We start from the raw sequence: 21666 nt of genomic DNA on the forward strand, positions 1-21666 counted from the left end.
TCCGTCAGTATTTAGAAGAATTTCTTTAACATACTGATTTATTCATAATGATTTGGACAGCCTAAAGTTATGCCTATTGATTAGATAGGTCCATTGCACAAAGGTAAAATGGGTGGTGCGATCGGAAGTGATACGACTATATTTTTACGGAATAAACATCTCCCAACTTGCAATAACTCTCTTATAAGAGGTTTTTAAATTCATCACCTGCGTAATTTCAACGATTTTTGATGGGAAGGACTTTGTTCACTATCACCTGAGCCTTAGGATGACAGCTCACCCCCATATCGTTTGAAGGTCAGTAAATCTCGTGATTTTTGCACTTATGAACGTTTAAGCCTCAATGAGTTCAAATGTCAGCGATCCACAGGCTTGACCATTAACCTGTAAAATAATTTGGTGCTCGCCAAGCATTAAACGTCTTGTCGTCATCAAACGCATAGGATGTTTCTTTTTGAGGGCAACGACCTCACCCTTCTTAAGGTCAACTTGCTTAATCTTAAAAACTTTTTGGGTCCTCTTTTTGCCATCATTGGCAAAGTACATCAAATAATCAACCAAAAGCTTTTGGGACTTATGAGCACGAATATCGAACGAAAATTCAAATGCATCACCGACCTTCACTTGGGGAGTGCTGGTAGAAAAATTGGTAATAGTAATATCTGGTTTACTGCCAAATCCAATGAGCTTTAAGGCATCTTTATGCCCCTGTTTAGTCAATGTCCGCAGAGCATGTTTTGTTATAAAAGAGATCTCTTTCTCTGTTTGTCGTTTGCTTTTTATCCAGCTTTTCAGAAGATCAATCACCAAGTTTGGATCAACCTTACTAATATCATTCAGGTGATTAGCCACTGAACGCGTCACATAGCGAGTCTTATCTGCATAAAGGCTTTCCAAAATAGGTAAAGGCTTTTGGTAATCAATCGTTAGCTTTTGCGCCCAAGGAAGCTTGGGTCTTGTACCTTCACTGGCCCAGCGGCGCACATGATAATTGTCGTCATCCGCACAATCCGATAAAAAACCAAGCGTTTCGTCAGGAAACGCATTAATAAAATAACGGATAGCGTATTCCGCCGAGAATCGTTTCGTAATCTCCTTCAGACCACTTAGGGATACGTCTAAATACTCTGAGCTACAGCCATGGAGGGCAACATACAGAGAGAACGGCGCAAAAATAAAATCACCAAAGTCATCATCTGTTTTAGTAGGATCAAGCTCTGATGGCAGCGACTTTAAGATAATTGCCAACGACTCCCCATAGTCATCTGGCAAATACCTATGCAAGCAGGTTGAAATGTGGGCAATACGCTCCTTTAGTTCCAGCTTAGGAAAGGCTTTAACAACATCCTGATGAAATTTTTCTTGAGCAAAATCAGGAAATGCCTGAACCATCAAAGTCGCTAAATATTCAACCTTATCTGAGTTAAAGAGCTGGTCTTTTAGGGAAAAGGAAGATTTTGCTTTCACGAATACAATTTCTCCTGGCACATCAAGGAAGACGGTTTTCAAGATATCAGTTGTTTTTGTAGGGACACACCGATGTGTACCCTTCGAGATACAGACAAATTACCGATGTCCTGCATTGGGCGCATGGCCATGCGCCCCTACAATGGCATACCTAATTTTGCATAAATTATTCATGATCAGAACTCTCAGACCATACCATTGAAAATAGCCAGTATTGAATAGGTAGCATGACCTTCCTTGTAGCTGTCCCTTGGATATTTTCCTTAATCATAGGCGTTATTGTCGGATGGTTTATCCGCCGCAAATCCATTTATATTCGGTTGCTATGTGCTGGGCTAAATGCCATCGTTCTGGGGGTATTTTCCGCTGCATTTTATGCTCAGTTTGCTGACATCGTTTTTGGCTGTTCGGGTTGGGGCTGCATAGGTGTAGTCCCTATCGCCAGACAGGTAACGATAGTGAGTATGATTCTAGCCGCATTATCTGTCTTAATCGTCAGATGGGTGACACATTTATCGAGAAATCACCCTTAAATCAAGCATATTTCTCTCTCTACACATTGGACGCTGATTATTCTCCGCGATCTGTTGAATGGCAAAAATCGTTTTTCAGAGTTTCTGGACTCCCCAGAGCGGATCACAACCAATGTACTCACGGATAGGCTGGTGCTGATGGAAGAGACTGGTCTGGTGAACAAAATCCCCTATCAGCTACGGCCAAAGCGGTTTGAGTATGAGCTGACAGAAAAAGGATTAGGACTACTACCTTTGCTACAAGAGATGTGTCGTTGGGCCAATCATTTCATGTCAGAAACATGGACAGCACTGTCAAGTTTTATGAATCGTAAAATATAGCAATCAGCCGCAGACAGTGATATGGCACTTAGATAGCAGGCCTGGATCATAAATAAATCTTAAACAGCTCAATTTCCATCTAGGGCGGATGTTTATACTGAAACTTTCAGCCTAATCACCCATATCGGCAGATTAGACTGACATATTTTCACCTAATCATCTATATAGGGATCTTAGGCAGAAATATTTCTACCTAATCCGCCATGTAGGATAGATAGGTGGAAAGTTTCCCTCTAAGTAATTGTTATGCGTACTGATTATTAAGCACAAATGGAAGCCAATATTGACATCTGGAACCTTTTACACGATGGCAGCATTGTTGCTTTCAGTAATGTTGGTCCTGGAGACATCTCTGTAAAAGTCGAAATAGAATATCTCTGTGAATTATTAGCTACCGGATCTAAGTTTCTATTGATTCACCTTCGCGATTGTAGCGACATATCATATAGTCCTTTCAAAAGCTCCGACACTGTTATTAAGCCTGAGTCATTGGGCGAATGTGATCTCGAAATCCTAAGCGCGAAAAATGAGCACAGCTATATCTCAGTTTGCTGTACTGAAGGCATAATACGACTAAGCTACATGGATGCTTATTATGAGTTGGACAACGGTGTTCCAATTTCGTTTGCTACTTTGTCTCAAGCATGCAAGAAATATTGGAATGACTGGGAGCAGCATAATAGGAACGACGTATAATATAGCGTTTCCCTGGCGGATGAGGTGCGGCTCCGAACCTGAAATCCTTTTGTAGTAGTGAGTCTAGGCTCATCGCCGTACCTCACGGGAGCAAGAAAGGCTGTAGGCCAATAATTATTTAATGTAGATGACTGAATACTTAGACAAAATCACAGTTGAGCAAGCCTATTTGGCAGCATATGAATATTTATTGCGTAGATGGGAGTATATGCCCGAGAGGCTAATAGCTGACGAACTCAGCGGGATGAGTCTATTAGATGACGGAGGCAGTGCCGATCCAGCTTGCAAGAGCGAGTTTTTCGAAGCTCTCCGCGCGGTTCTTGATGCTGAGGCTAAATCAAGGAGATACACAAGGGCCGATCTAAAGCTAAGTTGAGCTGCATAACAAATCGTTGAAGCGGCTGAGCTTAAAACTAGGGGCTAACATTGAAAAGTGCTGTCCAGCCGCACAACTCCACGTTATGCGTCGAAATCATCCCTCTCATGCATAGAAGCGTATGATTGATCGTCAACTCCCTTACATCGATTTCCAGGCCATCAACACGCAATGCCACACGCTTGCTGATGGGCGAATATTAGCTTTCGCCCGCTATGGAAAAGAAGGCGGAACGCCCATTTATTACTTTCACGGGTGTCCGGGATCCCGATTTGAGGCAGCGCCGATTCACCCATGGGCACTCGCATCCGGTTTTGAGATTTTCGCCCTCGATAGACCGGGTTGCGGTCGCTCCTCTCACGCAATGAACTATCATGTGCTCGACTGGCCGAAAGACGTCATCGACTTTGCTGATTATAGGTCGCACGAACGATTCGGTCTCATCGGCTTGTCTGGGGGTGGCACGTACATCAATGCCTGTGCCTATGCAATCCCTAATCGGCTGCTTTTTGCCTACGATGTGGCGGGCTGGGCACCTGTGGCTCAAGTCGAAGACCTGCGAAGCTCACTGGCACCCCTGGATCGCTTCTTCTTGAGGATCGCGCTAAGCTTCAAACTCTTGTTTCAGATTCCCTTTGCGCTCATAGGACTGGCTGCCCGACATTTAAGCGACCGAGGCTTCGCAAGCTTGTTACGCTCGTCAATGAGTGACGACGATAAAGCGTTCATTCTTGGTTCCGACAATAATGCGCACTTTTTCCGCAGCATAGTCAAAGAGAGCTTTGCCCAAGGGAGTCGTGGTCCTGCAGAGGATGCGACCCGATGTTATCGAGATTGGGGATTTCGCCTAGAGGAGATAAGCTACCCGGTGGAGATCTGGCACGGAACGGATGACTTTTTTGCGAGCTTTTGCTTTGCTCAGTATAAGCATCAGGCCATTAGGGGCAGTGTGCTGCGAGTCTTCAAGGGACGGGGCCATCTTCATCCGGTAACAGAGTATGAGGCTTTGTTTAAAGACATTAGACTTAATCAGAAATTGTAGCCCCCCTGCACAGCAAGGGTTTCAAAAAGCACTTGATTTGATAACAACCCAACGTCAAAGATTGTTCAGATTTTGAGAGATAACTTTGCCGCCATCAGGCAGTTTGGAGATAGAGAATCGGAAAGTATTTTAGTGTTGATATAGTATGAAGCCGCCGCATAACGTTAGCTGCAAGCTTTACTCTGAAAAAGGAATACTGTGAATATTAATATTCGTTTAGAAACTAAAGATGATTATTTCAAAGTCGAAGAACTGACACGAGAAGCGTTCTGGAATTTATATACGCCAGGATGTGATGAGCACTATTTGTGTCATATACTGCGTGATCACAAAGACTTTATTAAAGAACTTGATTATGTCGCAGAAATCGATGGAAATGTAATAGCCTCAATCATGTATACAGATTCGTACCTTTTTAGTAATGACCTAGAGAAGGTGCAAATCGTTTCATTTGGCCCTTTCTGTGTTCATCCTGACTATCAGAGGAAAGGCATAGGTACAGCATTAATTGAAAAGACAAAATCGCTAGTAGAAAAAAGGAATATTCCAGCAATTGTTATTTATGGAGATCCTCATAACTACTGTAAGTATGGGTTTAAAAATGGTATTGACTATCAGGTCAGCAATATGGATGGAGAATATCCTTTAGGTTTACTAGTTTTAGAGCTTCAGCCTGGATTCTTTGGAAATAAAGAATGGAAGGCAAAGCAAAGCGATGTATTTGTTTTTGACCATAAGAAAGTCATAGAGTTTGACAAAAAGTTTAAGGAAAAAGAAAAGAAAATCCAATACAGTCAAGAGATATTTAAAATGCAGATTAGGTCTTTCTTGAAAAAAAACAGCTAACAATCATTTCAACCTGACGTTTTTCGCCGCTACGCTCTGAAAAACGCAGGTTAAATGGGCGGTTATGCGTCACTTGGGAGCTGCTAGGCATGTGCCTTCAAGATTCTTGGAACCTAACCAGAAGATATCTAGATGCAGCAACGGCATTACTACCTGCTGCCTTAGTAGCTGGTGAGGATGTTCGAATCGATTCATACAGTTCCTAATGTTGTACTTAGTAAAGGTTATTTATAATAGGTTTGCAACTGAAAACCGATAGATGCCTATATTATGCTGCTAGCCACTAGTGAATCCCTCAAACAGGATATTGAAAAGCTCACTAACGAGCAGCTTCAGCAAGTTGCTGAGTTTATTGCCTTTCTTCAATTTCAAGAAAAACGGAAACGTATAACCCTTGATCCGGTCCTTTTAGCTCCCCTTGCAACTGAGTTTGCAGAGGAAGACCGTGTGCTTGCAGAATCAGGTATGGACGACTACGCGGACATGCTGGCTAAGGAAGACCAATTATGACCCAGCAGTTGAATCGTGGAGAAGTCTGGCTGGCAAATCTCGATCCTACTCAAGGTTCTGAACAAGCAGGTATTCGCCCTGTCATAATCTTCCAAAATGACATGGTTTCAAAGTTTTCTACGACAACAATTACTATTCCTCTTACAACAAATAGTACGTCTGGCCAATCCCAGGCGATCGCACCAGGTCACAGAGGCCAGAGTGTAGCCCAACCGGGGCTCCCATTACTGCCAAGGGGCCCTGTCAAGGTGGGTACGAGCAGCGCAATATCTAAAGGTTAGCCTGTTATTGACGATCTAGTTAACTCTACCTTTAGATTAGGTTGACATGTTGATGCATCAGCTGTGCAAAATAGATAAATAAAAAATCTCCTTTCATAAAAACTCTGGCTATTAAGGAAGCGACCGATGGGCTATTACATGCGCTACATCGTTAATGAAGACAAAGAGATCAGCCTTGGTATGATCGAAACTGCCCTCAGGCGTAAAGACCCAAATTATCGTCTTGCTAATCAGGCTCCTACGCAAGAATATGCAGAACTCTTATTAGGAACAGATGTCTATGGAGCATTAGCAATTAATCGTCGTGGTTCAGAGCTAATGGATGAAGAGCTTGAAGAATTACTTGAGGATATAGATAACGAAGAGGTTGGAGATCGCCAAAGAGTCCAGCATTTGCTACAGAATGCTCATTTCACCGTTATACTACAGGTGCTCTGGCAAGGCAGGGGATTGGAAGCAACCCTTGAGAAAATTGATCCTCTTTGGGAGTGGCTTTTTGAGCAATATCAAGGGCTATTGCAAGCAGATGGTGAAGGCTACTATGACATAAACGGGCAGATTCTCGAAGTAGGAGAAAGTAATTAACACTCTCTATAAAATGACAGGGATAGAGTCTCGATGTCTACCTGGCATGATGGGCACAATACTGCACTTTATAACCAATTTGCCCGTCGGTATAGGCTGTATAGGGATAAAGGAAACAGCCACGGAACTCGGAGCATTGTCAATTAAGCTAATTCACAATCCCTTATGACTTCTTTGTTTGTACCGGGTCGCCTTTGTCTGTTTGGTGAACATAGCGATTGGGCCGGAACGTATCGCACAATTAACCCTGACATTGAAAAAGGTTATGCCTTGGTTGTCGGTACCAATCAAGGCATTTACGCCAGCATCAAACACCATCCTCAAGATTTAATTTTCCAAGCCACTCTCAACGATGGCAGTCAATGCGCACCGATTCAATTACCCATGCAGCCTGATGTACTTTTAGAAGAAGCCAAACAAGGAGGATTCGCCAGCTACATTGCTGGTACCGCTTATCAAATTTTGAGCCGCTACGGGGTCCAGGGCTTGGCAGTCAATAACTATCGGACCGATTTGCCCATCCAAAAAGGATTGTCATCCAGTGCTACCATCTGTGTGCTGATTGCGCGAGCATTTAATCAGCTGTACAACCTACAGCTAACCATTCAAGACGAAATGGAACTGGCCTACCTGGGCGAAAGAACCACACCAAGCCTATGTGGCCGTATGGATCAGGTTTGTGCCTTTGGCAATAAACCGATCTTGATGACCTTTGATGGCAAGCGGGTAAACCTGGAGGCACTGCCTATACAAAAGACATTATTTTTAGTGATGGTTGATTTGGGCGGCTCTAAAAATACCCAAAAAATCCTGAGCGATTTAAATAATTGTTATCCATATCCTAAAAATCAAATTCACCAACAGGTTCAGCAATATCTAGGGACTATCAATGCTAAATTTGTTCAGCAAGCGGCTAGCGCTATCAGGCAAGGAGATGCAAAACGTCTAGGCACTTTAATGACCCAGGTTCAAGCTGACTTTGATCGCCATGTGACACCAGCTTGCCCCGACCAGTTAACGGCTCCCAAGCTCCATTGTTTACTCACCCATCCAGCCTTGCAACCCTTTATCTATGGCGGTAAGGGGGTTGGCTCTCAAGGCGATGGTACAGCTCAGTTAGTGGCCAAAGACCAAGAGAGTCAACTGGGTGCGATCGCAATTATCCAACGAGATTTTCCAGAAATGCAAGCCCTAAGTTCCACCATTTCTTCCCAGTCAACCATAAAGAAAACCGTTATTCCAGCAGCTGGTTTTGGCACAAGAATGTTTCCTGCCACCAAAGTTGTCAAAAAGGAACTGTTGCCGATTATTGATCACGATGGCCGAGCAAAACCAATTATCCTCAAAATTGTAGAAGAGGCTGTTGCAGCAGGCATTGAAGAAATTGGTATCGTTGTCCAAAAAGGGGATCTGGAAATTTTCCAAGCATTTTTCCAAAATCCACCCAAGCCAGAACTATTGGCCAAACTTTCTCCAGAAAATCAAAAATATAGCCAATATCTCCAAAGCCTGGGTGACCGCATTACGTTTCTCATTCAAGACCAGCAAGAGGGCTTTGGCCATGCGGTGTACTGTGCCAAAACCTGGGTTAATCATGACCCTTTTCTGCTGTTGCTGGGAGATCACATCTATCAAACCCAAGAGCAACGCTCCTGCGCACAACAGGTGTTAGCAGCCTTTACCCAAACCAATAGCAGCGTTGTTGGGGTAACAGTGATGTCTGGAGACATTATCCACAAAGCAGGCTGTGTCACCGGCACCTGGCGAGAGCCAGATACTATTCTAGACATTACCCAACTCTACGAAAAACCTGACCTGGACTATGCTAAGACCCATCTCCATGTGCCCGGCATGCCAGAGTCAGACTTTTTAGGGGTTTTTGGCATGTATGTGCTCAAGCCAGAAATTTTTGATGCTCTACAAACAGAAATAGAGAATAACCTGCGGTCTAAAGGAGAATTTCAGCTAACCACTTGCCTGGAGCGATTGCGGGCGGAATCTGGCATGGTGGGTTATCTAGTTAAGGGGCAATATTTTGACGTGGGCATGCCTCAGTTTTATCGGCAGACTATGTACGATTACGCGATGTCTCAGACTCCCTAAAATATCTAACGATGAGCCATCCGACTGAGATTAAACCAGCGATGCCCAGGGTTAACCCTGTATAGGGTACTAACATAGCCGCAACAGGTAAAACGGCACCACTCAGCGTAATGGTAAGCACGCCCCAGCGCTTTCTTTGCTGGGTTCCCAGCCCAATGCTGAAGAGCAAGAAGAAGGGCAATAACAGCCCCCAGGCTACGCGGGCATCAAACAGGCGGCTGGCATAGGTGAGGCTTAATAAACAGGCAAAGAAGATGGCGGCTGCGATCGCAACATCCTGCAACCGCATCGGCACCGTCAAATAAAGCAGCAGCAACCACCACAAAAAGAGACCGGGAGCCAACAATAACAATCGCGGTAATATCCCCGTCTGGCGAATGCGCTGCGTTGCCGTAAATACCCCAAACGGATTACGCACCGAAACATTCTCATCAAACTGCCAGGTAAATCTCGTACCCTGGCCTTCTAAGCTCGCCTCTGTTGGTACAATGCCGCTGGCAAAGTCAGCATTGGGAAAATCAGCTAGTACCGTTAACCTAAACTGAGAAAGTAGTCGCCCGTAGGCGCTATAGACCCAACGGGGTGCCCCCTGGGCCTGATAAGAAACCGTATACTGGGTGGACTCTCCTGGGGCCAGCTGCAACGGAAACTGATACTCTCCCTGGCTCACAGGTTCTAAACGCTGGCCTTCCCGTTCTATCCGGTAATCTTGTAATAGGCTATATCCGTCTGGTGGGGGTATTTCAAAGAAGAAGTCTTGGGTAACATCCAGGGTATTGGTCACCTGATACTGGCTGGTAAAATCAGATTGATAAATCAAACGCTCGGTGGCGGGGTCTACAACCTGAGTCAGAGTGACCTCAACATTAGAGGCACTGGGCGATAAAAAGCGATCGATCTCTTGTAGCCTTTCAACTTCGGTGGGTTGCCCATCAATGTAAGTGATGGTGGTGTAAGGTTCTTCAATGATATAGCGCACGTAGGGAGCGCGTTGTTCTACCCTGGCCCCAGCGACACTACTGGCAACCTGTTCAATTTTGGCTTGTTCCCAATGATGATACCGATTAGCTAGGGTGGCGCAGAGAAAATAGCCCCCGACGAGTATGGTCACCACAAGTAAGCTATGCAGGGTCACCGTCAGCAAGCGATCATAGCCGAACATGACTGGAGTGAGCCAGCCAGTGCGATCGCTCCGGTGTGCAAATCTTAAAGCCGCCAGTACGATACCAAAACTGGCTAATATCCAGAGCAGCCACCGTCCCACCAGCAACAGTTGTTGACCAAACGCCTGTAACTCTTGGGGGTGGGTAAGATCAGGGATGGTCGGGATGCCATTGATGCTGAGCAACATATTGCTAATAAGGAACGTACCATACATCCATTGCTAGCACACCAAGATTTAAAGAATGCAAATCGGTATATTTTGTTAGAGTTGCCGACTCAACGTTGACCATTCAATAACCTGAACAAGCAATACTCAGCTAACTAAAGCACTGACCACCCACTAGTAGCCGATGGCAGAAAACCTGACAATGTCCCTGAGGTATCATCTGCATACTAAAAACTTAGACCACACCATCACGTTTTCTAACTTGTAAGATAGGATAGTTGTTCCAAGCGATGGAATAAAAGATAAGTAGACAAGGCAACTCAGCTCAAAATATTTCTATGATCAAATGGCTAAGACGTCTCACCCTTGTTGTCGCTGCAATACTTTTTCTGACCCTAATAACAGGGTTTGTTTATGAACAATGGTCGCGCCATGCGGTCGCTCAAGCGTTTTCTCCCCCTGGGGAACTTGTGGCAGTCAACGGAAAACTATCCCACCTTTATTGTACAGGTGAAGGCAGCCCCACCATCGTTTTAGAATCTGGCATTAACGAAGGTGGATCACTAGTTTGGGAAGCCGTGCGACCGGCCATTAGCCAGGTGAGTCGTGTGTGCGCATACGACCAGTCTGGAATTATGTGGAGTGAGCGTCGAGAACAGCCAAGAGACGCAGACCATATTGCGGAAGACCTGCATAACTTATTGATGGCCGCCCATGAATCTCCCCCCTATGTGATGGTGGGCCACTCCCTGGGGGGGCTGCTAATCAGAGTCTTTACCGACCATTTCAGTGATGAAGTTGAGGGTCTTATTTTTGTTGACTCATCTCACCCAGAACAAAATCAACGGTTTCCTGAAGATCTCATGGAAATAATGGCCTATCCTCCAACACTGCTGCTCAGAACTATTTCGACACTGGGCATCTTACGTCTACAGTCTCCTCCTGCTCCCAGCGCGCTCCCCAAAGAAGCTGGTAAGGCAATTCATGATTACCTACCAGAGAGCATGACAGGCATTGCTGATGAGATTGCAGCCATGGATAGCATTTTTGCTCAGGCACAATCCACTGGTCCATTTGGAGATATGCCAATGGTTGTGCTTACAGCAGGCCATTTTCCAGATGAGTTACCCTATCAATTGGATGCGGATAACATGGCTAAACTTCAGAGCACGTGGTCTGAAATATGGCCCGTCCTGCAAACAGAAATTGCAGCCTTATCCACTAACTCAGAGCATCGCACGATATTAGAATCATCTCACAATATGCCCTATGAGGCTCCGGAGGCTATCGTAGAGGCCATCAAAGATGTTGTTATGGCTCAGCGTGAAGGTAAATCTCATGACAAGGCTATGGCAACAGCGAAGCATGACGCGTCTACGACATGAATATCTAAAACAATGGCAACAATATGAATCACCTGAACGTTTATCAGCGGCCTGGAATATCGCAAAACCTTTATGTATATTGCACCATGCAATCACCTATCAAACTATGATCAAGGCTCTAGAAGCAAGGACAAGGCCTGAGGTTAGCCATGTTCTACCTTACCTTTTACGGGAGCTCATCAGCATGTGCTGATACTCAAGCTAGCGGGTATAAAAGGCATGTATACAAAACATTTTATACTCTCACCATAGTCGCAGGCTATACCAAACGACAACAGGATATTTTTCTTGAACTTAATCTAAATCAAATCAGATACGCAAACGAATAAAAATTCTTTGAATTGAATTTGGGATTTTCCAGATTTTATGGGCCATAGGATACCAAATCTGAATTCATCAAACCCGATGAACAACGGACCATCTTGTAGACGTACTCCTTTGGGGACGTACTCCCTTGGGGACGTACTCCCTTGGGGACGTACTCCCTTGGGGATGTCCTTCGATACGGGGCACTATCAATCACGCTTTCTGTAAGTTCTTTATTTTGTTTATTTAAATTCTCTACTGATTTTTCGGAAAATTCTCTTTAGAGGTGACCAAAACCTGTAGTTTTAAATATCTATTATTGTTTAATTATGCAGGCACTACTCGATAAAGTTAAGACTAAAATTGCAGATAAGCGATATAAGCCTGACCCTTTAGAAATCTCCCGTGAGTCACCGGATATGCCCATGGCATATACCATTCTGGGCAATACCAACTTAAAGGTGAGTGTGGCCGGTTTAGGTGGCGGAGGATACAGCCGCTTAGGTCAAGGCTATAATCGCCCTGTGGATGAATCTATTGCCATAGTTCATAGGGCTTTAGATTGGGGTATTAACTTATTGGATACAGCAGAATCCTATGGAACAGAGCACATTATAGGTGAGGCCATTGCCTATCGAGGGCGCTCTAATTTAGTGTTATCGACCCAGAAAAAGATTTCTGTCGGTGGTCGTTTTAGGCCAAGAACCTTAATTCGTGCCAATGAACTTGAAGCGGGGTTAAACAATAGTCTTAAAAAGTTAAATACAGATTACATCGATATCTATCATCTGCATGGGGTTCGCCCTAGTGACTATGACTATGTGAAGGCTGAATTTTTACCAGCCCTATTGAAATTTAAAGACGCTGGAAAAGTAAGATTTATTGGCATCACGGAGGGGTTTGCTTCGGATCCTGAGCATAAAATGCTGAGTCGTGCGGTTGAAGATGACTGCTGGGATGTTTTTATGCTTGGGTTTAATATCCTGAATCAATCTGCCCGTGAACGAGTTTTACGGAAAGCATTAGCAAAAAATATCGGCATTCTAAGCATATTTGCAGTTCGGCGCGTCCTCGCCAGCCCAGCAACCTTAAAGCCGTTAATCGATGAGATGATCGAAAAGTCTCTCATTGACCCCCATAAGATAGATCTCAATGAGCCCCTTGGATTTCTGATGAAAAGTGGAGAAGCTGAAAGTCTTGCTGATGCCTCGTATCGCTTCTGTCGCCATGAACCGGGCGTTCATTCTGTGCTGTTTGGCACCGGCGATGGCCAACATTTAGAAGAGAACATTCGCTCGTTGTTACGGGGGCCGTTATCCCAGGCCAGCAAAGAAATGCTCAACCATGTGTTTGGCCACATCGATCAAATTTCTGGCCAAACGGATTAGAGGGACCTACACTGGTGTCGGAAAATTTACGTCCTCTAGAAACGAAAGCGGGTTGCCCATGTTGGTGGCAAAGCCGAGGATATTGCGATCGCAATGTTGATAAATTACCCCACCATCAGCAATTACGTAGGTTGCTCCCCGCTGGGTAATGTGGCTCACATCCGGCACATAGGTAGTCCATTTACCCAGCACCTCTGCCATATTTCGTAACCGCAGGGTAGCCAACTCAAAAGGCCGCTGAAACCCTTTACCGCCAGCCCGTTTGAAAAACTCTCCTTTGATGGGTGGCAGGGGTGTTGCTTGCACCACGTCATCGTCTGCAATCAGCTGGGGGGCGTTGCGATCGCCCAGATAGCCACGAAATACTTCCGATAAGGTGCCAGGGCTGCCAATCCCAGCGCACATCAGCAATAGGTTCAGCCAAGCATTCTGGCGCTGATTAAAGCCGGGAACCGATAATGTTAGCCCTGGGTAAAGGCCTAACTCTTGGTGAAGCGTACCGTCTGGGTCTAGCAGTAGAGACTCTTCGGGGAAACCAGTGTAGGCACAGAATGCCTTGCCTGAGTTGAGATCGCCAATGCCCACCGCCCGGACCACCACTCCTTTTTGGATCAGCTGCTCAGCGCCGCGCCGCAGCCACCAGGCATACTCCAAACTATCAAAGTCGCCTAGCTGGGGCCATACCAACACCAACTGCTTGGTAGCATTTATTAACAATGCAGTGTCTGCACCATCACTGACCCGTTGTCGTCGAGTCTGATGTAAAACCTCATAAACAGCTGCTGGGGTTTTATTGTTTGTAAATGTATCTACAGCCATTGTAATAATTGCTCCAACATCGCTGATCGGTAACGCAACCCATTGAAAAGGAACTCAGTACCTGGCTTATAGATTCGGAAACTGAATAAGCGCAGTTTGCCGTTGATGACTTAGAGTATGAATCGATCAACCTCATAAGTTACTAACTTATGACTTGAAAGATAAAACCATACGGAGAAAGATAAAACCATACGGAGAATTAGCAACAACGACGAGTTGAAGTTCAAACTCAATTTTACAATAGGGAAAAATTTATCAGGTGTTACATTTGCCTATTCGCTAACAAGCAAAACGCCCTGCTCCCATTCAAAACACTGATGGATAAAGATCTGGAAACTTATCAGCAACGAATGGCTGAGCTAGAAGCAGCTAACCAAACCCTTCGAGCTCAACTAGCTGCAGAGCACCAGGCACATCAGCACACCACCCAGGAGCTTCAGCAAGTGCGCCATGAGCTGCAAAGTTTGCAGACACAGCCATCGGCACAGGCGCTATATTGGGTCCTGGATAACCTGCCAGCCGCCGCTTTCTGGAAGGATCACAATTCTGTTTATCTTGGTTGTAATCAGCAGTTTAGTAAGGCGGCAGGTTTAGCATCTCCCGCCGAGATTGTTGGCAAAACTGATTTTGATCTGCCCTGGAAGCGGGAAGAAGCTGAATGGTTTCGAGCCTGCGATCGCCAGGTCATGGAGTCAAATACCCCTGAGTTGAACCTTATCGAACCTCAACGGCAGGCAGATGGTAATCAATACTGGCTGGAAACCAATAAAATTCCACTGCATGATTCCCAGGGTGTCGTTGTTGGCATTTTAGGAACCTATATGGAAATTACAGCCCGAATTGAGGCTGAAAACCAGCTAAAACAGCTCAATGAAGCATTGGAACAACGGGTTGATGAACGCACCCAGGAGCTCCAAAGTAGTGAAGCCCGCTTGCAAAAGTTGGCGGCCAACCTACCGGGGCTGATTTTTCAATTTCGGCTGGAGGCGGATGGCACCCGGTCATTTCCCTATGTGTCTGAGGGCTGCCGTGATATCCATGAGCTGGAACCGGACGATTTTGTGCGGTGTTTTGATTTAGTGCACAGTTGCGATCGCGATGCCCTAGAACAGGCACTTCAGGTGTCGGCCCTAACGCTTTCTGGTTTTCACCACGAGCATCGGATCATGACTCCCAGTGGCAAACTTAAGTGGGTACAAACCATCGCCCGTCCTGAACAGATGGCAGATGACTCGATTTTGTGGGATGGATTGATCATTGAGGTTAGCGATCGCAAGCGAGCCGAAAAAGAACAACAGCGGCTACTATCCATTCTCGAAGCCACCCCTGATATTGTGGGCATTTGTGACGCCCAGGGTAACCACCTCTACCTGAATCAGGCTGGCCAAACAGCCTTAGAAATTGCCGCCGAGGACCTTGGGCAGGTCAAAATTCAGGCCTATCATCCGCCAGAAATCCTGGAAAAGATCGAAACTGAAGCGCTGCCAACCGCAATCCAAACGGGCATGTGGCAAGGAGAATCGTATCTACGTAGTCAGAGTGGACAAGACTTTCCTGTCTCCCAGGTTATCCTGGCCCATCGCGATGAGGATGGCAACCTGGAGTTTTTATCTTCAGTCATGCGAGACATCAGCGATTTAAAGCAGGCTGAAGAACGAATACGTCAGAAAGAAGCTCAATATCGTCAAATTTTTGAAACTGTTATCGATGGCCTCGCCATTGTCAATTTGGAAACAGGAGAAATGTTAGAGGCTAATCCGGCCTACTATCAAATGCATGGCTATGTCGATCAAGCATCTATCCCCTCAAACCCTGGAGCCTATATCCATCCAGATTCCCAACCTATCTACCAAGAATTCCTGACCACCGTACAAGCAGGCCATACCTTTAGCGGCCAGACAACCAATATTCATCGAGATGGGAGTTTGATTGGGCTTGAGATTAAAGGCCTTCCCTATAATTATCAAGGACAACCCCATGCCCTATGTGTCCTGCGGGACATTAGTCAGCGAGTCAAACTGGAAGCCGAACGACAACATCAGGAACAGGCCCTGCGTTGGATTGTAGAGGGAACCGCCACCCAGACAGGTGAAGCCTTCTTCAAAACCTGCGTTAAACATTTAGCGTTAGCCCTCAATATGCAATATGCCTTAATTGCTGAGCTGATTGAGGATGGAGATCAACAGATTGGTAAAACCTTAGCTTTCTGGAATGGTTCAGATTTTGGCGAGAATTTTCAATACAACCTGGCGGGCACCCCTTGCTATAACGTTGCCCACAACCATGCAATCTGTTGCCATGATCACTCGATTAAAGAACAATTTCCTGAAGACAATGTCCTCGTCACCCTCAATGCGGAGAGTTATGTTGGCATTCCAGTCTTAAACCCTGGTGGCAAGTTCTTGGGATACATTTCTGTCATCAATACCGAGCCCATGGAACAAGATGTGGAGCTACAGGTATTTATTTTAGAGATTTTTGCGGCCCGAGTTGGAGCAGAGATGGAACGGATGCAGTTCGAGCAAGCATTACTGGCCTCCACTGAGCAAATTCAACAACAGGCCCAACGAGAACAGCTACTGAACCAGATTGCCAACCAGATTCGTATATCCCTCAATCTTGATAATATTCTGGACACAGCAGTTCAAGAGATCCAACGGTTTCTTGAGGTAGATCGGTGTCATTTTGCATGGTATATCGAGGCTAATCATAACAATGATGGTTACTGGCACATTACGTCTGAAGTACAGGTAGCGGGACTGTCCAGTTTTATTGGCAAACATGCTGCCAGCAGTTTTGGTGCCCTCACAGACAGATTGTTGCAACAGGAAATTTTACAGTTAGATGACATCTCCACCGTAGACGATGATGAGGTGAAAGCGGTCTTAACGACCTTAGGCAACAAGTCTATGTTAGTGCTGCCTGTGTACGCAGAATCTGGAAAGTTTGGCGTTATTTCCTGTATCCACAGCCAAGCTGTGCGCCCCTGGCAGGATCACGAGGTAGACCTGCTTAAGTCAGTGGTAGCTCAACTCAAAATTGCCCTAAACCAGGCAGATTTATTGGCCCAAAGTCGTGCCCGTGCCGAGGAACTAGAGACAATCCTGACTCAGCTCCAAAAAACCCAGTCTCAATTGGTGCAAAGTGAAAAAATGTCCAGCCTTGGGCAGATGGTGGCTGGCGTCGCCCATGAGATTAATAACCCGGTTAGCTTTATCTATGGCAACCTCACCCATGCCAAGAGCTATACTCAAGCTTTAGTCACACTGATCGAAAGCTATCAGCAGCATTATCCCAACATCCCCCCTAAGATTGTAAACATCATTGATGAAATCGAACTGGATTTTCTCAAAGATGACTTGCCTAAATTATTTCAATCCATGGAAGTGGGTACTGAACGCATCCGCGAAATTATTAAATCTCTGCGCTTATTTTCCCGGCTGGATGAGGCAGAAATTAAGCAAGTGGATTTACACGACGGCATCGATAGTACACTGACTATTTTGCAAACCCGCCTGCGGGCGCAGAGCTGGCGGCCCGAAATTCAAGTCATAAAAGAGTATGACGATTTGCCGCAGATCGAATGCTATGCCGGGCAGCTCAACCAGGTGTTTATGAACCTGTTGAGCAATGCGGTAGACGCCCTTGAAGAACTGGATCAAACACGCACCTGGCAACAGATGGAAAATGAGCCGAGCATCATTCGGATTCAGACCCAATTACTGGGGCAGTTGAAGCATCCAGCGGTTGCGATCGCAATCACCGATAACGGCCCAGGCATCCGCAAAAATGCCATCGAACACCTGTTCAATCCCTTCTTCACCACTAAGCCAGTGGGCAAAGGCACGGGACTGGGTCTCTCCATCAGCTATCAAATTATTACCGAAACCCATGGCGGTACGATCACCTACAACACTGAACCGGGCCAGGGAACGACATTTACGATTACATTGCCCATCAGGCAGTAAGTAACGCAAAACGCTACAACCAGGGTGTAGTCACCGCCCTAATCTTTTCCTGCTCTTCCAGCGTCATCGACCACCCCAATGCCCCAGCATTTTGTTCTGCCTGTTGAGCATTCTTGGCCCCTGGAATTGGCACCACATCCCCCTGGCCCATGAGCCAATTAAGAGCAACCTGGGCAGGGGTTTTATCATGGCACTGACCCACTTCCTTCAAAACAGAAATCACCGGCTCAATTTTACGCAAACCGTTCTGATTAAATCGTGGGTCAATTCGCCGTGCTCCAGTGGGTGGCTGATAGGTCTCCACGGTATACTTGCCAGTCACCAGCCCCTGGGCTAAAGGACTGTAGGCCAAAATTGTCATGCCGAGTTCCTTGGCCGCACTAAGCACACCATTGGACTCAATCTTGCGGTGCAAAAGAGAATATTGCACCTGGTTCACGGCCAGAGGAATGCCGCGCTCGGCTAGATAACTATGGGCCTGATGCATCTGGCTGGCAGAATAATTACTCACCCCAATGGACTGAATGCGTCCTTGTTTAACTTCGTCCGCCAGAGCATTCATAAGAGTTTTTTGACCCATCAAAAAGTCAAAGGGCCAATGGACTTGATAGAGAGCCACCATGGGCAGTTGTAGTCGCTTCAAACTAGCCGTCAACGCATCGGCCACCGCCTGAGTATTAAACCGCCAGGGCAATGGAAAGTACTTGGTTGCTACGACCACGGGAGTCGCTGTCCCCTGGATAAACTGGCCCAACAGCTCCTCTGACTTACCCAAGCCATACACTTCCGCCGTATCAAAGAAGCTCACTCCTGCGGCCAGGGATGCATCAAATGCTTGCTGCACATCCCTGGCACCATAGTCTTTGCCATACTGCCAAAATAAAGAATCTCCCCAGGACCAGGTGCCCACTCCTAAGGGGGCAATGTCAGGACCATTGGGAACAAGTTTCACCATTTGATATTTACCGCTTGAAACAACGTTGCCACTTTACCCATTCTCATCTCCATCCTGAGCAAAAACAAAGGATGCGTTGTTGGCGCATCCTCCGATAAATCTTTGATGTACAGACGTTGCGTGCAACGTCTCCACTTTAGCTAGCCAAATACTCACGCATATCAGCCTGACGCTTCCGCAAACGCGTCAGCGCTTCCCGCTCAATTTGACGTACGCGCTCGCGGCTAATGCTCAACATCTCACCAATCTTGGCCAACGTCATATTCTTACCATCATCCAAGCCAAAGCGCAGATTCAGAACACGCTGTTGCTGAGGGGTTAATTCTGACATTAGGCGATCTAGATCTTTACGCAATAACGACTGAGTCGCATAGTCCTCAGGAGACTGACCAGGGTCTTCAAGCAAATCACCAAGATTAGTATCTTGATTATCGCCAATGCGCAAATCCAGCGATAGCGGAGAGCGAGACTTTTCTAAATAATCCCTGACCTGCTTTGGGGTCAGCTTAACTTCTTCAGCTAGCTCAGCCACCGTAGCCGCCCGACCTAGCTTCTGAGACAGCTGACGCTGGGCTTTTTTAATCTTATTTAGCTTCTCAGTAATGTGAATTGGTAAGCGAATTGTGCGGCTTTTCTCAGCAATTGCACGGGTAATGGCCTGACGAATCCACCAATAGGCATAGGTAGAAAAACGGTATCCCTTGAGCGGGTCAAATTTTTCCACACCGCGCTGCATACCAATGGTGCCTTCCTGAATTAAATCCAGTAGGTCCACATTGCGCTTGATATACTTTTTAGCAACGGACACCACTAAGCGGAGATTTGCTTCCACCATACGGCGCTTCGCAAGGTCACCAGCATCAATGGACTGAGTCAGCTCATCCACTGATATACCGGCAGCCTCAGCCCATTCCAACTTGCTGGGCTCACGCTCCAAGCTTGCCTCAAGCTCAGTCCTGTAGGCCTGCAGAGCAACAAAGCGCTGAACCTGTTTTCCATAAACAACTTCTTGCTCATGGGTTAACAGTGGCACTCGCCCAATTTCCTTAAGATATGTGCGAACTAAATCGCTGGATGTTTGAGCAGCTTTCATAAATACGAGAAGTCACGGACTACAGAGAGAAATCAAAGTGCCCTTTCAATAAGAGCAATGGCAGACATAATTCACAAATGCGACGCAAACAAAGACGTATGGGTAACGAAAATATCTGAGAACTTTTGAAACATCAGTCGTATCGATCCGCAGGATGTTTCGCAGCGATAAAAACGCTTACAGATATAGATAAAACTACATAGACTACAGTGATAACAACTTAGATTGTTACATTAGGGGTAAAACCATACGTGCTGTTCAACTGAAGTAGTGATGCTGCTTTGTAGTAAGCCTAGGTTAGCATAATTTAAGTAATGTAACTTTTATTAGAAATATTTTTTTATTCCTTTGTTGTAATTTCGACTCTTGGCTGTCAAGTCTTGCTTAGGTGAATCCTAAGATAATTGATCTATATGGGCTAGGCTGCATCAATCGTGACAAAAGCGGCATTAAGTCATTGATCATTTTCTAAGGAATTTCAATGGAATTTGAGGCAGCGCATCAGCCCTATAGACATCCGTTAGATGATTTTGAGCCAACCTATCAGGAAATTAGTCAGCAATGTGTGTTAAGGGCGTTTTAGCTTATGGGCGTTCTGTCGACTGTTTCAATGAGGTTTGAATTTTTAGTTTTGAATAATTGATATAGATAGGGTCAAGGTTAGCTGGTCTTGAAATATGGAGCCTCCGCAAGAATAGGGTTAATACCCACGGTTTGTGTCTCCTGGGATCAGGTGTTTTTCAGGAATGAGTACTCTGTGGTGTAAGTTTGCTCACTATTAGATGTGGATGGGTGGATGGGTGAGCAGGGGGGATGGGTGAGTGGGTGAAGGCAATAGCTGTTAATGCTTTAGCTTAGCAATAGGCTATCGTCGCTGAGGCCATCACTGGCAAAGCGGTTTAGCAAGTCGTTAACTGATAGGTGGGCTTTCTCAGAGGCACTGGCATCATAGACAACGCGGCCTTCGTGCAACATCAGCAGACGATTGCCTACGGTCAGGGCCTGGCGCATGCTATGGGTCACCATCAGAGTGGTGAGGTTATGTTCAGTGACCAGTTGCTCGGTCAGCTTCATGATGAAGTGGGCTGTTTTGGGATCGAGGGCGGCGGTGTGTTCATCCAGCAACAGGATAGTGGCTGGAGCCAGGGTGGCCATGACCAAACTCAGGGCTTGACGTTGGCCGCCAGAAAGGAGGCCGATGCGATCGCAAAGTCGATTTTCCAATCCCAGGTCTAAACTCGCCAGCCGCGCCCGAAACTGGTCTCGCAGACGATTGTTTAGCGCCGGTCGCATACCCCGCAGCTTTCCCCGCCGAAAGGCCAATACTAGATTCTCTTCGATGGTTAGCTCAGCGCAGGAGCCAGCCAGGGGATTCTGGAATACCCGTGATACTAGTGTGGCTCGACGCGCTGTGGACCAAGCTGTCACGTCGTCGGTACCCACGGCAATGCGTCCGCGATCGCAGCTAATGTCGCCACTAATAATATTTAGCAGGGTGGATTTCCCCGCTCCATTACTGCCAATAACCGTAATAAATTCCCCAGCGGCAATATCCAAGTTAATCCCCAACAGTGCCGGTTTCGCCAGGGGAGTACCAGGGTTAAAGGTGACGTGGATATCGTTCAGGGAAATCATGGGGCAGGGGGAAGAGGGAAGAGGGAA

At 46.1% G+C, this 21666-nt stretch carries 17 protein-coding genes; 11 read left to right on the plus strand and 6 right to left on the minus strand.

Going from position 1 to position 21666, the window contains the following annotated elements:
* Window positions 1–333 precede the first annotated feature (333 nt).
* Window positions 334–1467: a DNA alkylation repair protein gene (locus DXZ20_RS21260; RefSeq protein ID WP_163700492.1), complete on the minus strand. Its 1134-nt coding sequence runs from the start codon at window positions 1465–1467 to the stop codon at window positions 334–336.
* Between the two features lie 227 nt (window positions 1468–1694).
* Between DXZ20_RS21260 and DXZ20_RS37670 the strand changes: the two genes are divergently transcribed.
* From DXZ20_RS37670 to DXZ20_RS38545, 8 genes are all read left to right on the plus strand, one after another.
* Entirely contained in the window at window positions 1695–2000 is a 306-nt protein-coding gene (locus DXZ20_RS37670; protein WP_163671459.1) for a hypothetical protein, read from the plus strand.
* 9 nt (window positions 2001–2009) lie between these two features.
* On the plus strand, window positions 2010–2321 hold the full coding sequence (locus DXZ20_RS21265) for a winged helix-turn-helix transcriptional regulator (protein WP_348918770.1): 312 nt from the start codon (window positions 2010–2012) through the stop codon (window positions 2319–2321).
* Window positions 2322–3514: 1193 nt separating this feature from the next.
* Window positions 3515–4435 carry an alpha/beta fold hydrolase gene (locus tag DXZ20_RS21270; RefSeq protein WP_163700495.1) on the plus strand — a complete coding sequence of 307 codons (921 nt, stop codon included), beginning with the start codon at window positions 3515–3517 and terminating at the stop codon, window positions 4433–4435.
* Window positions 4436–4633: 198 nt separating this feature from the next.
* Complete coding sequence (locus DXZ20_RS21275) at window positions 4634–5281, plus strand: GNAT family N-acetyltransferase (protein ID WP_348918285.1); 648 nt, start codon at window positions 4634–4636, stop codon at window positions 5279–5281.
* A 270-nt stretch (window positions 5282–5551) separates the two neighbouring features.
* A complete protein-coding gene (locus tag DXZ20_RS21280) occupies window positions 5552–5791 on the plus strand; it encodes a hypothetical protein (RefSeq protein WP_250565865.1) in 240 nt (79 codons plus the stop codon).
* Window positions 5788–6072: a type II toxin-antitoxin system PemK/MazF family toxin gene (locus DXZ20_RS21285; RefSeq protein WP_163671453.1), complete on the plus strand. Its 285-nt coding sequence runs from the start codon at window positions 5788–5790 to the stop codon at window positions 6070–6072. Before DXZ20_RS21280 ends, DXZ20_RS21285 begins: the two co-directional genes overlap by 4 nt.
* 126 nt (window positions 6073–6198) lie before the next feature.
* Window positions 6199–6657, plus strand: a complete 459-nt coding sequence (locus DXZ20_RS21290; protein ID WP_163700498.1) for a hypothetical protein — start codon at window positions 6199–6201, stop codon at window positions 6655–6657.
* 165 nt (window positions 6658–6822) lie between these two features.
* Entirely contained in the window at window positions 6823–8760 is a 1938-nt protein-coding gene (locus tag DXZ20_RS38545; protein ID WP_163700501.1) for a sugar phosphate nucleotidyltransferase, read from the plus strand.
* On the opposite strand, the gene DXZ20_RS21300 is transcribed toward DXZ20_RS38545, so the two are convergent.
* Window positions 8726–10111 (minus strand): hypothetical protein, encoded by a 1386-nt coding sequence (locus DXZ20_RS21300; RefSeq protein ID WP_163700504.1) that lies wholly within the window; start codon window positions 10109–10111, stop codon window positions 8726–8728. The genes DXZ20_RS38545 and DXZ20_RS21300 overlap by 35 nt on opposite strands.
* Before the next feature lie 317 nt (window positions 10112–10428).
* On the opposite strand from DXZ20_RS21300, the gene DXZ20_RS21305 reads away from it, so the two are divergent.
* A complete protein-coding gene (locus DXZ20_RS21305) occupies window positions 10429–11475 on the plus strand; it encodes an alpha/beta fold hydrolase (RefSeq protein WP_163700508.1) in 1047 nt (348 codons plus the stop codon).
* Window positions 11476–12110: 635 nt separating this feature from the next.
* Entirely contained in the window at window positions 12111–13169 is a 1059-nt protein-coding gene (locus DXZ20_RS21310) for an aldo/keto reductase (RefSeq protein ID WP_163671447.1), read from the plus strand.
* Between the two features lie 6 nt (window positions 13170–13175).
* Here the strand turns inward: DXZ20_RS21310 and DXZ20_RS21315 are convergent, their stop codons facing one another.
* A complete protein-coding gene (locus tag DXZ20_RS21315; protein ID WP_163700511.1) occupies window positions 13176–13988 on the minus strand; it encodes a peroxiredoxin-like family protein in 813 nt (270 codons plus the stop codon).
* 317 nt (window positions 13989–14305) lie between these two features.
* On the opposite strand from DXZ20_RS21315, the gene DXZ20_RS21320 reads away from it, so the two are divergent.
* Window positions 14306–17956 (plus strand): PAS domain S-box protein, encoded by a 3651-nt coding sequence (locus DXZ20_RS21320; RefSeq protein ID WP_163700514.1) that lies wholly within the window; start codon window positions 14306–14308, stop codon window positions 17954–17956.
* Between the two features lie 13 nt (window positions 17957–17969).
* Here the strand turns inward: DXZ20_RS21320 and DXZ20_RS21325 are convergent, their stop codons facing one another.
* From DXZ20_RS21325 to DXZ20_RS21335, 3 genes are all read right to left on the minus strand, one after another.
* On the minus strand, window positions 17970–18911 hold the full coding sequence (locus DXZ20_RS21325) for an aldo/keto reductase (RefSeq protein ID WP_163700517.1): 942 nt from the start codon (window positions 18909–18911) through the stop codon (window positions 17970–17972).
* Window positions 18912–19047: 136 nt separating this feature from the next.
* Complete coding sequence (locus DXZ20_RS21330; protein WP_163671443.1) at window positions 19048–20004, minus strand: RNA polymerase sigma factor, RpoD/SigA family; 957 nt, start codon at window positions 20002–20004, stop codon at window positions 19048–19050.
* Window positions 20005–20853: 849 nt separating this feature from the next.
* Complete coding sequence (locus DXZ20_RS21335) at window positions 20854–21639, minus strand: ABC transporter ATP-binding protein (RefSeq protein ID WP_163671442.1); 786 nt, start codon at window positions 21637–21639, stop codon at window positions 20854–20856.
* Window positions 21640–21666: the final 27 nt, after the last annotated feature.

This window comes from Adonisia turfae CCMR0081 (assembly GCF_011009555.1).
In the GTDB taxonomy this organism is placed as follows: Bacteria; Cyanobacteriota; Cyanobacteriia; order Phormidesmidales; family Phormidesmidaceae; genus Leptothoe; species Leptothoe turfae.

What these genes read in the sequence shown, in the direction of transcription:
- DXZ20_RS37670 (WP_163671459.1), top strand. Translation starts at nt 1,695, where the DNA reads ATGACCTTCCTTGTAGCTGTCCCTTGGATATTTTCCTTAATCATAGGC.
- DXZ20_RS21270 (WP_163700495.1), top strand. Translation starts at nt 3,515, where the DNA reads ATGATTGATCGTCAACTCCCTTACATCGATTTCCAGGCCATCAACACG.
- DXZ20_RS21280 (WP_250565865.1), top strand. Translation starts at nt 5,552, where the DNA reads ATGCTGCTAGCCACTAGTGAATCCCTCAAACAGGATATTGAAAAGCTC.
- DXZ20_RS21285 (WP_163671453.1), top strand. Translation starts at nt 5,788, where the DNA reads ATGACCCAGCAGTTGAATCGTGGAGAAGTCTGGCTGGCAAATCTCGAT.
- DXZ20_RS21290 (WP_163700498.1), top strand. Translation starts at nt 6,199, where the DNA reads ATGGGCTATTACATGCGCTACATCGTTAATGAAGACAAAGAGATCAGC.
- DXZ20_RS38545 (WP_163700501.1), top strand. Translation starts at nt 6,823, where the DNA reads ATGACTTCTTTGTTTGTACCGGGTCGCCTTTGTCTGTTTGGTGAACAT.
- DXZ20_RS21300 (WP_163700504.1), bottom strand. Translation starts at nt 10,111, where the DNA reads ATGTTGCTCAGCATCAATGGCATCCCGACCATCCCTGATCTTACCCAC.
- DXZ20_RS21305 (WP_163700508.1), top strand. Translation starts at nt 10,429, where the DNA reads ATGATCAAATGGCTAAGACGTCTCACCCTTGTTGTCGCTGCAATACTT.
- DXZ20_RS21310 (WP_163671447.1), top strand. Translation starts at nt 12,111, where the DNA reads ATGCAGGCACTACTCGATAAAGTTAAGACTAAAATTGCAGATAAGCGA.
- DXZ20_RS21315 (WP_163700511.1), bottom strand. Translation starts at nt 13,988, where the DNA reads ATGGCTGTAGATACATTTACAAACAATAAAACCCCAGCAGCTGTTTAT.
- DXZ20_RS21320 (WP_163700514.1), top strand. Translation starts at nt 14,306, where the DNA reads ATGGATAAAGATCTGGAAACTTATCAGCAACGAATGGCTGAGCTAGAA.
- DXZ20_RS21325 (WP_163700517.1), bottom strand. Translation starts at nt 18,911, where the DNA reads ATGGTGAAACTTGTTCCCAATGGTCCTGACATTGCCCCCTTAGGAGTG.
- DXZ20_RS21330 (WP_163671443.1), bottom strand. Translation starts at nt 20,004, where the DNA reads ATGAAAGCTGCTCAAACATCCAGCGATTTAGTTCGCACATATCTTAAG.
- DXZ20_RS21335 (WP_163671442.1), bottom strand. Translation starts at nt 21,639, where the DNA reads ATGATTTCCCTGAACGATATCCACGTCACCTTTAACCCTGGTACTCCC.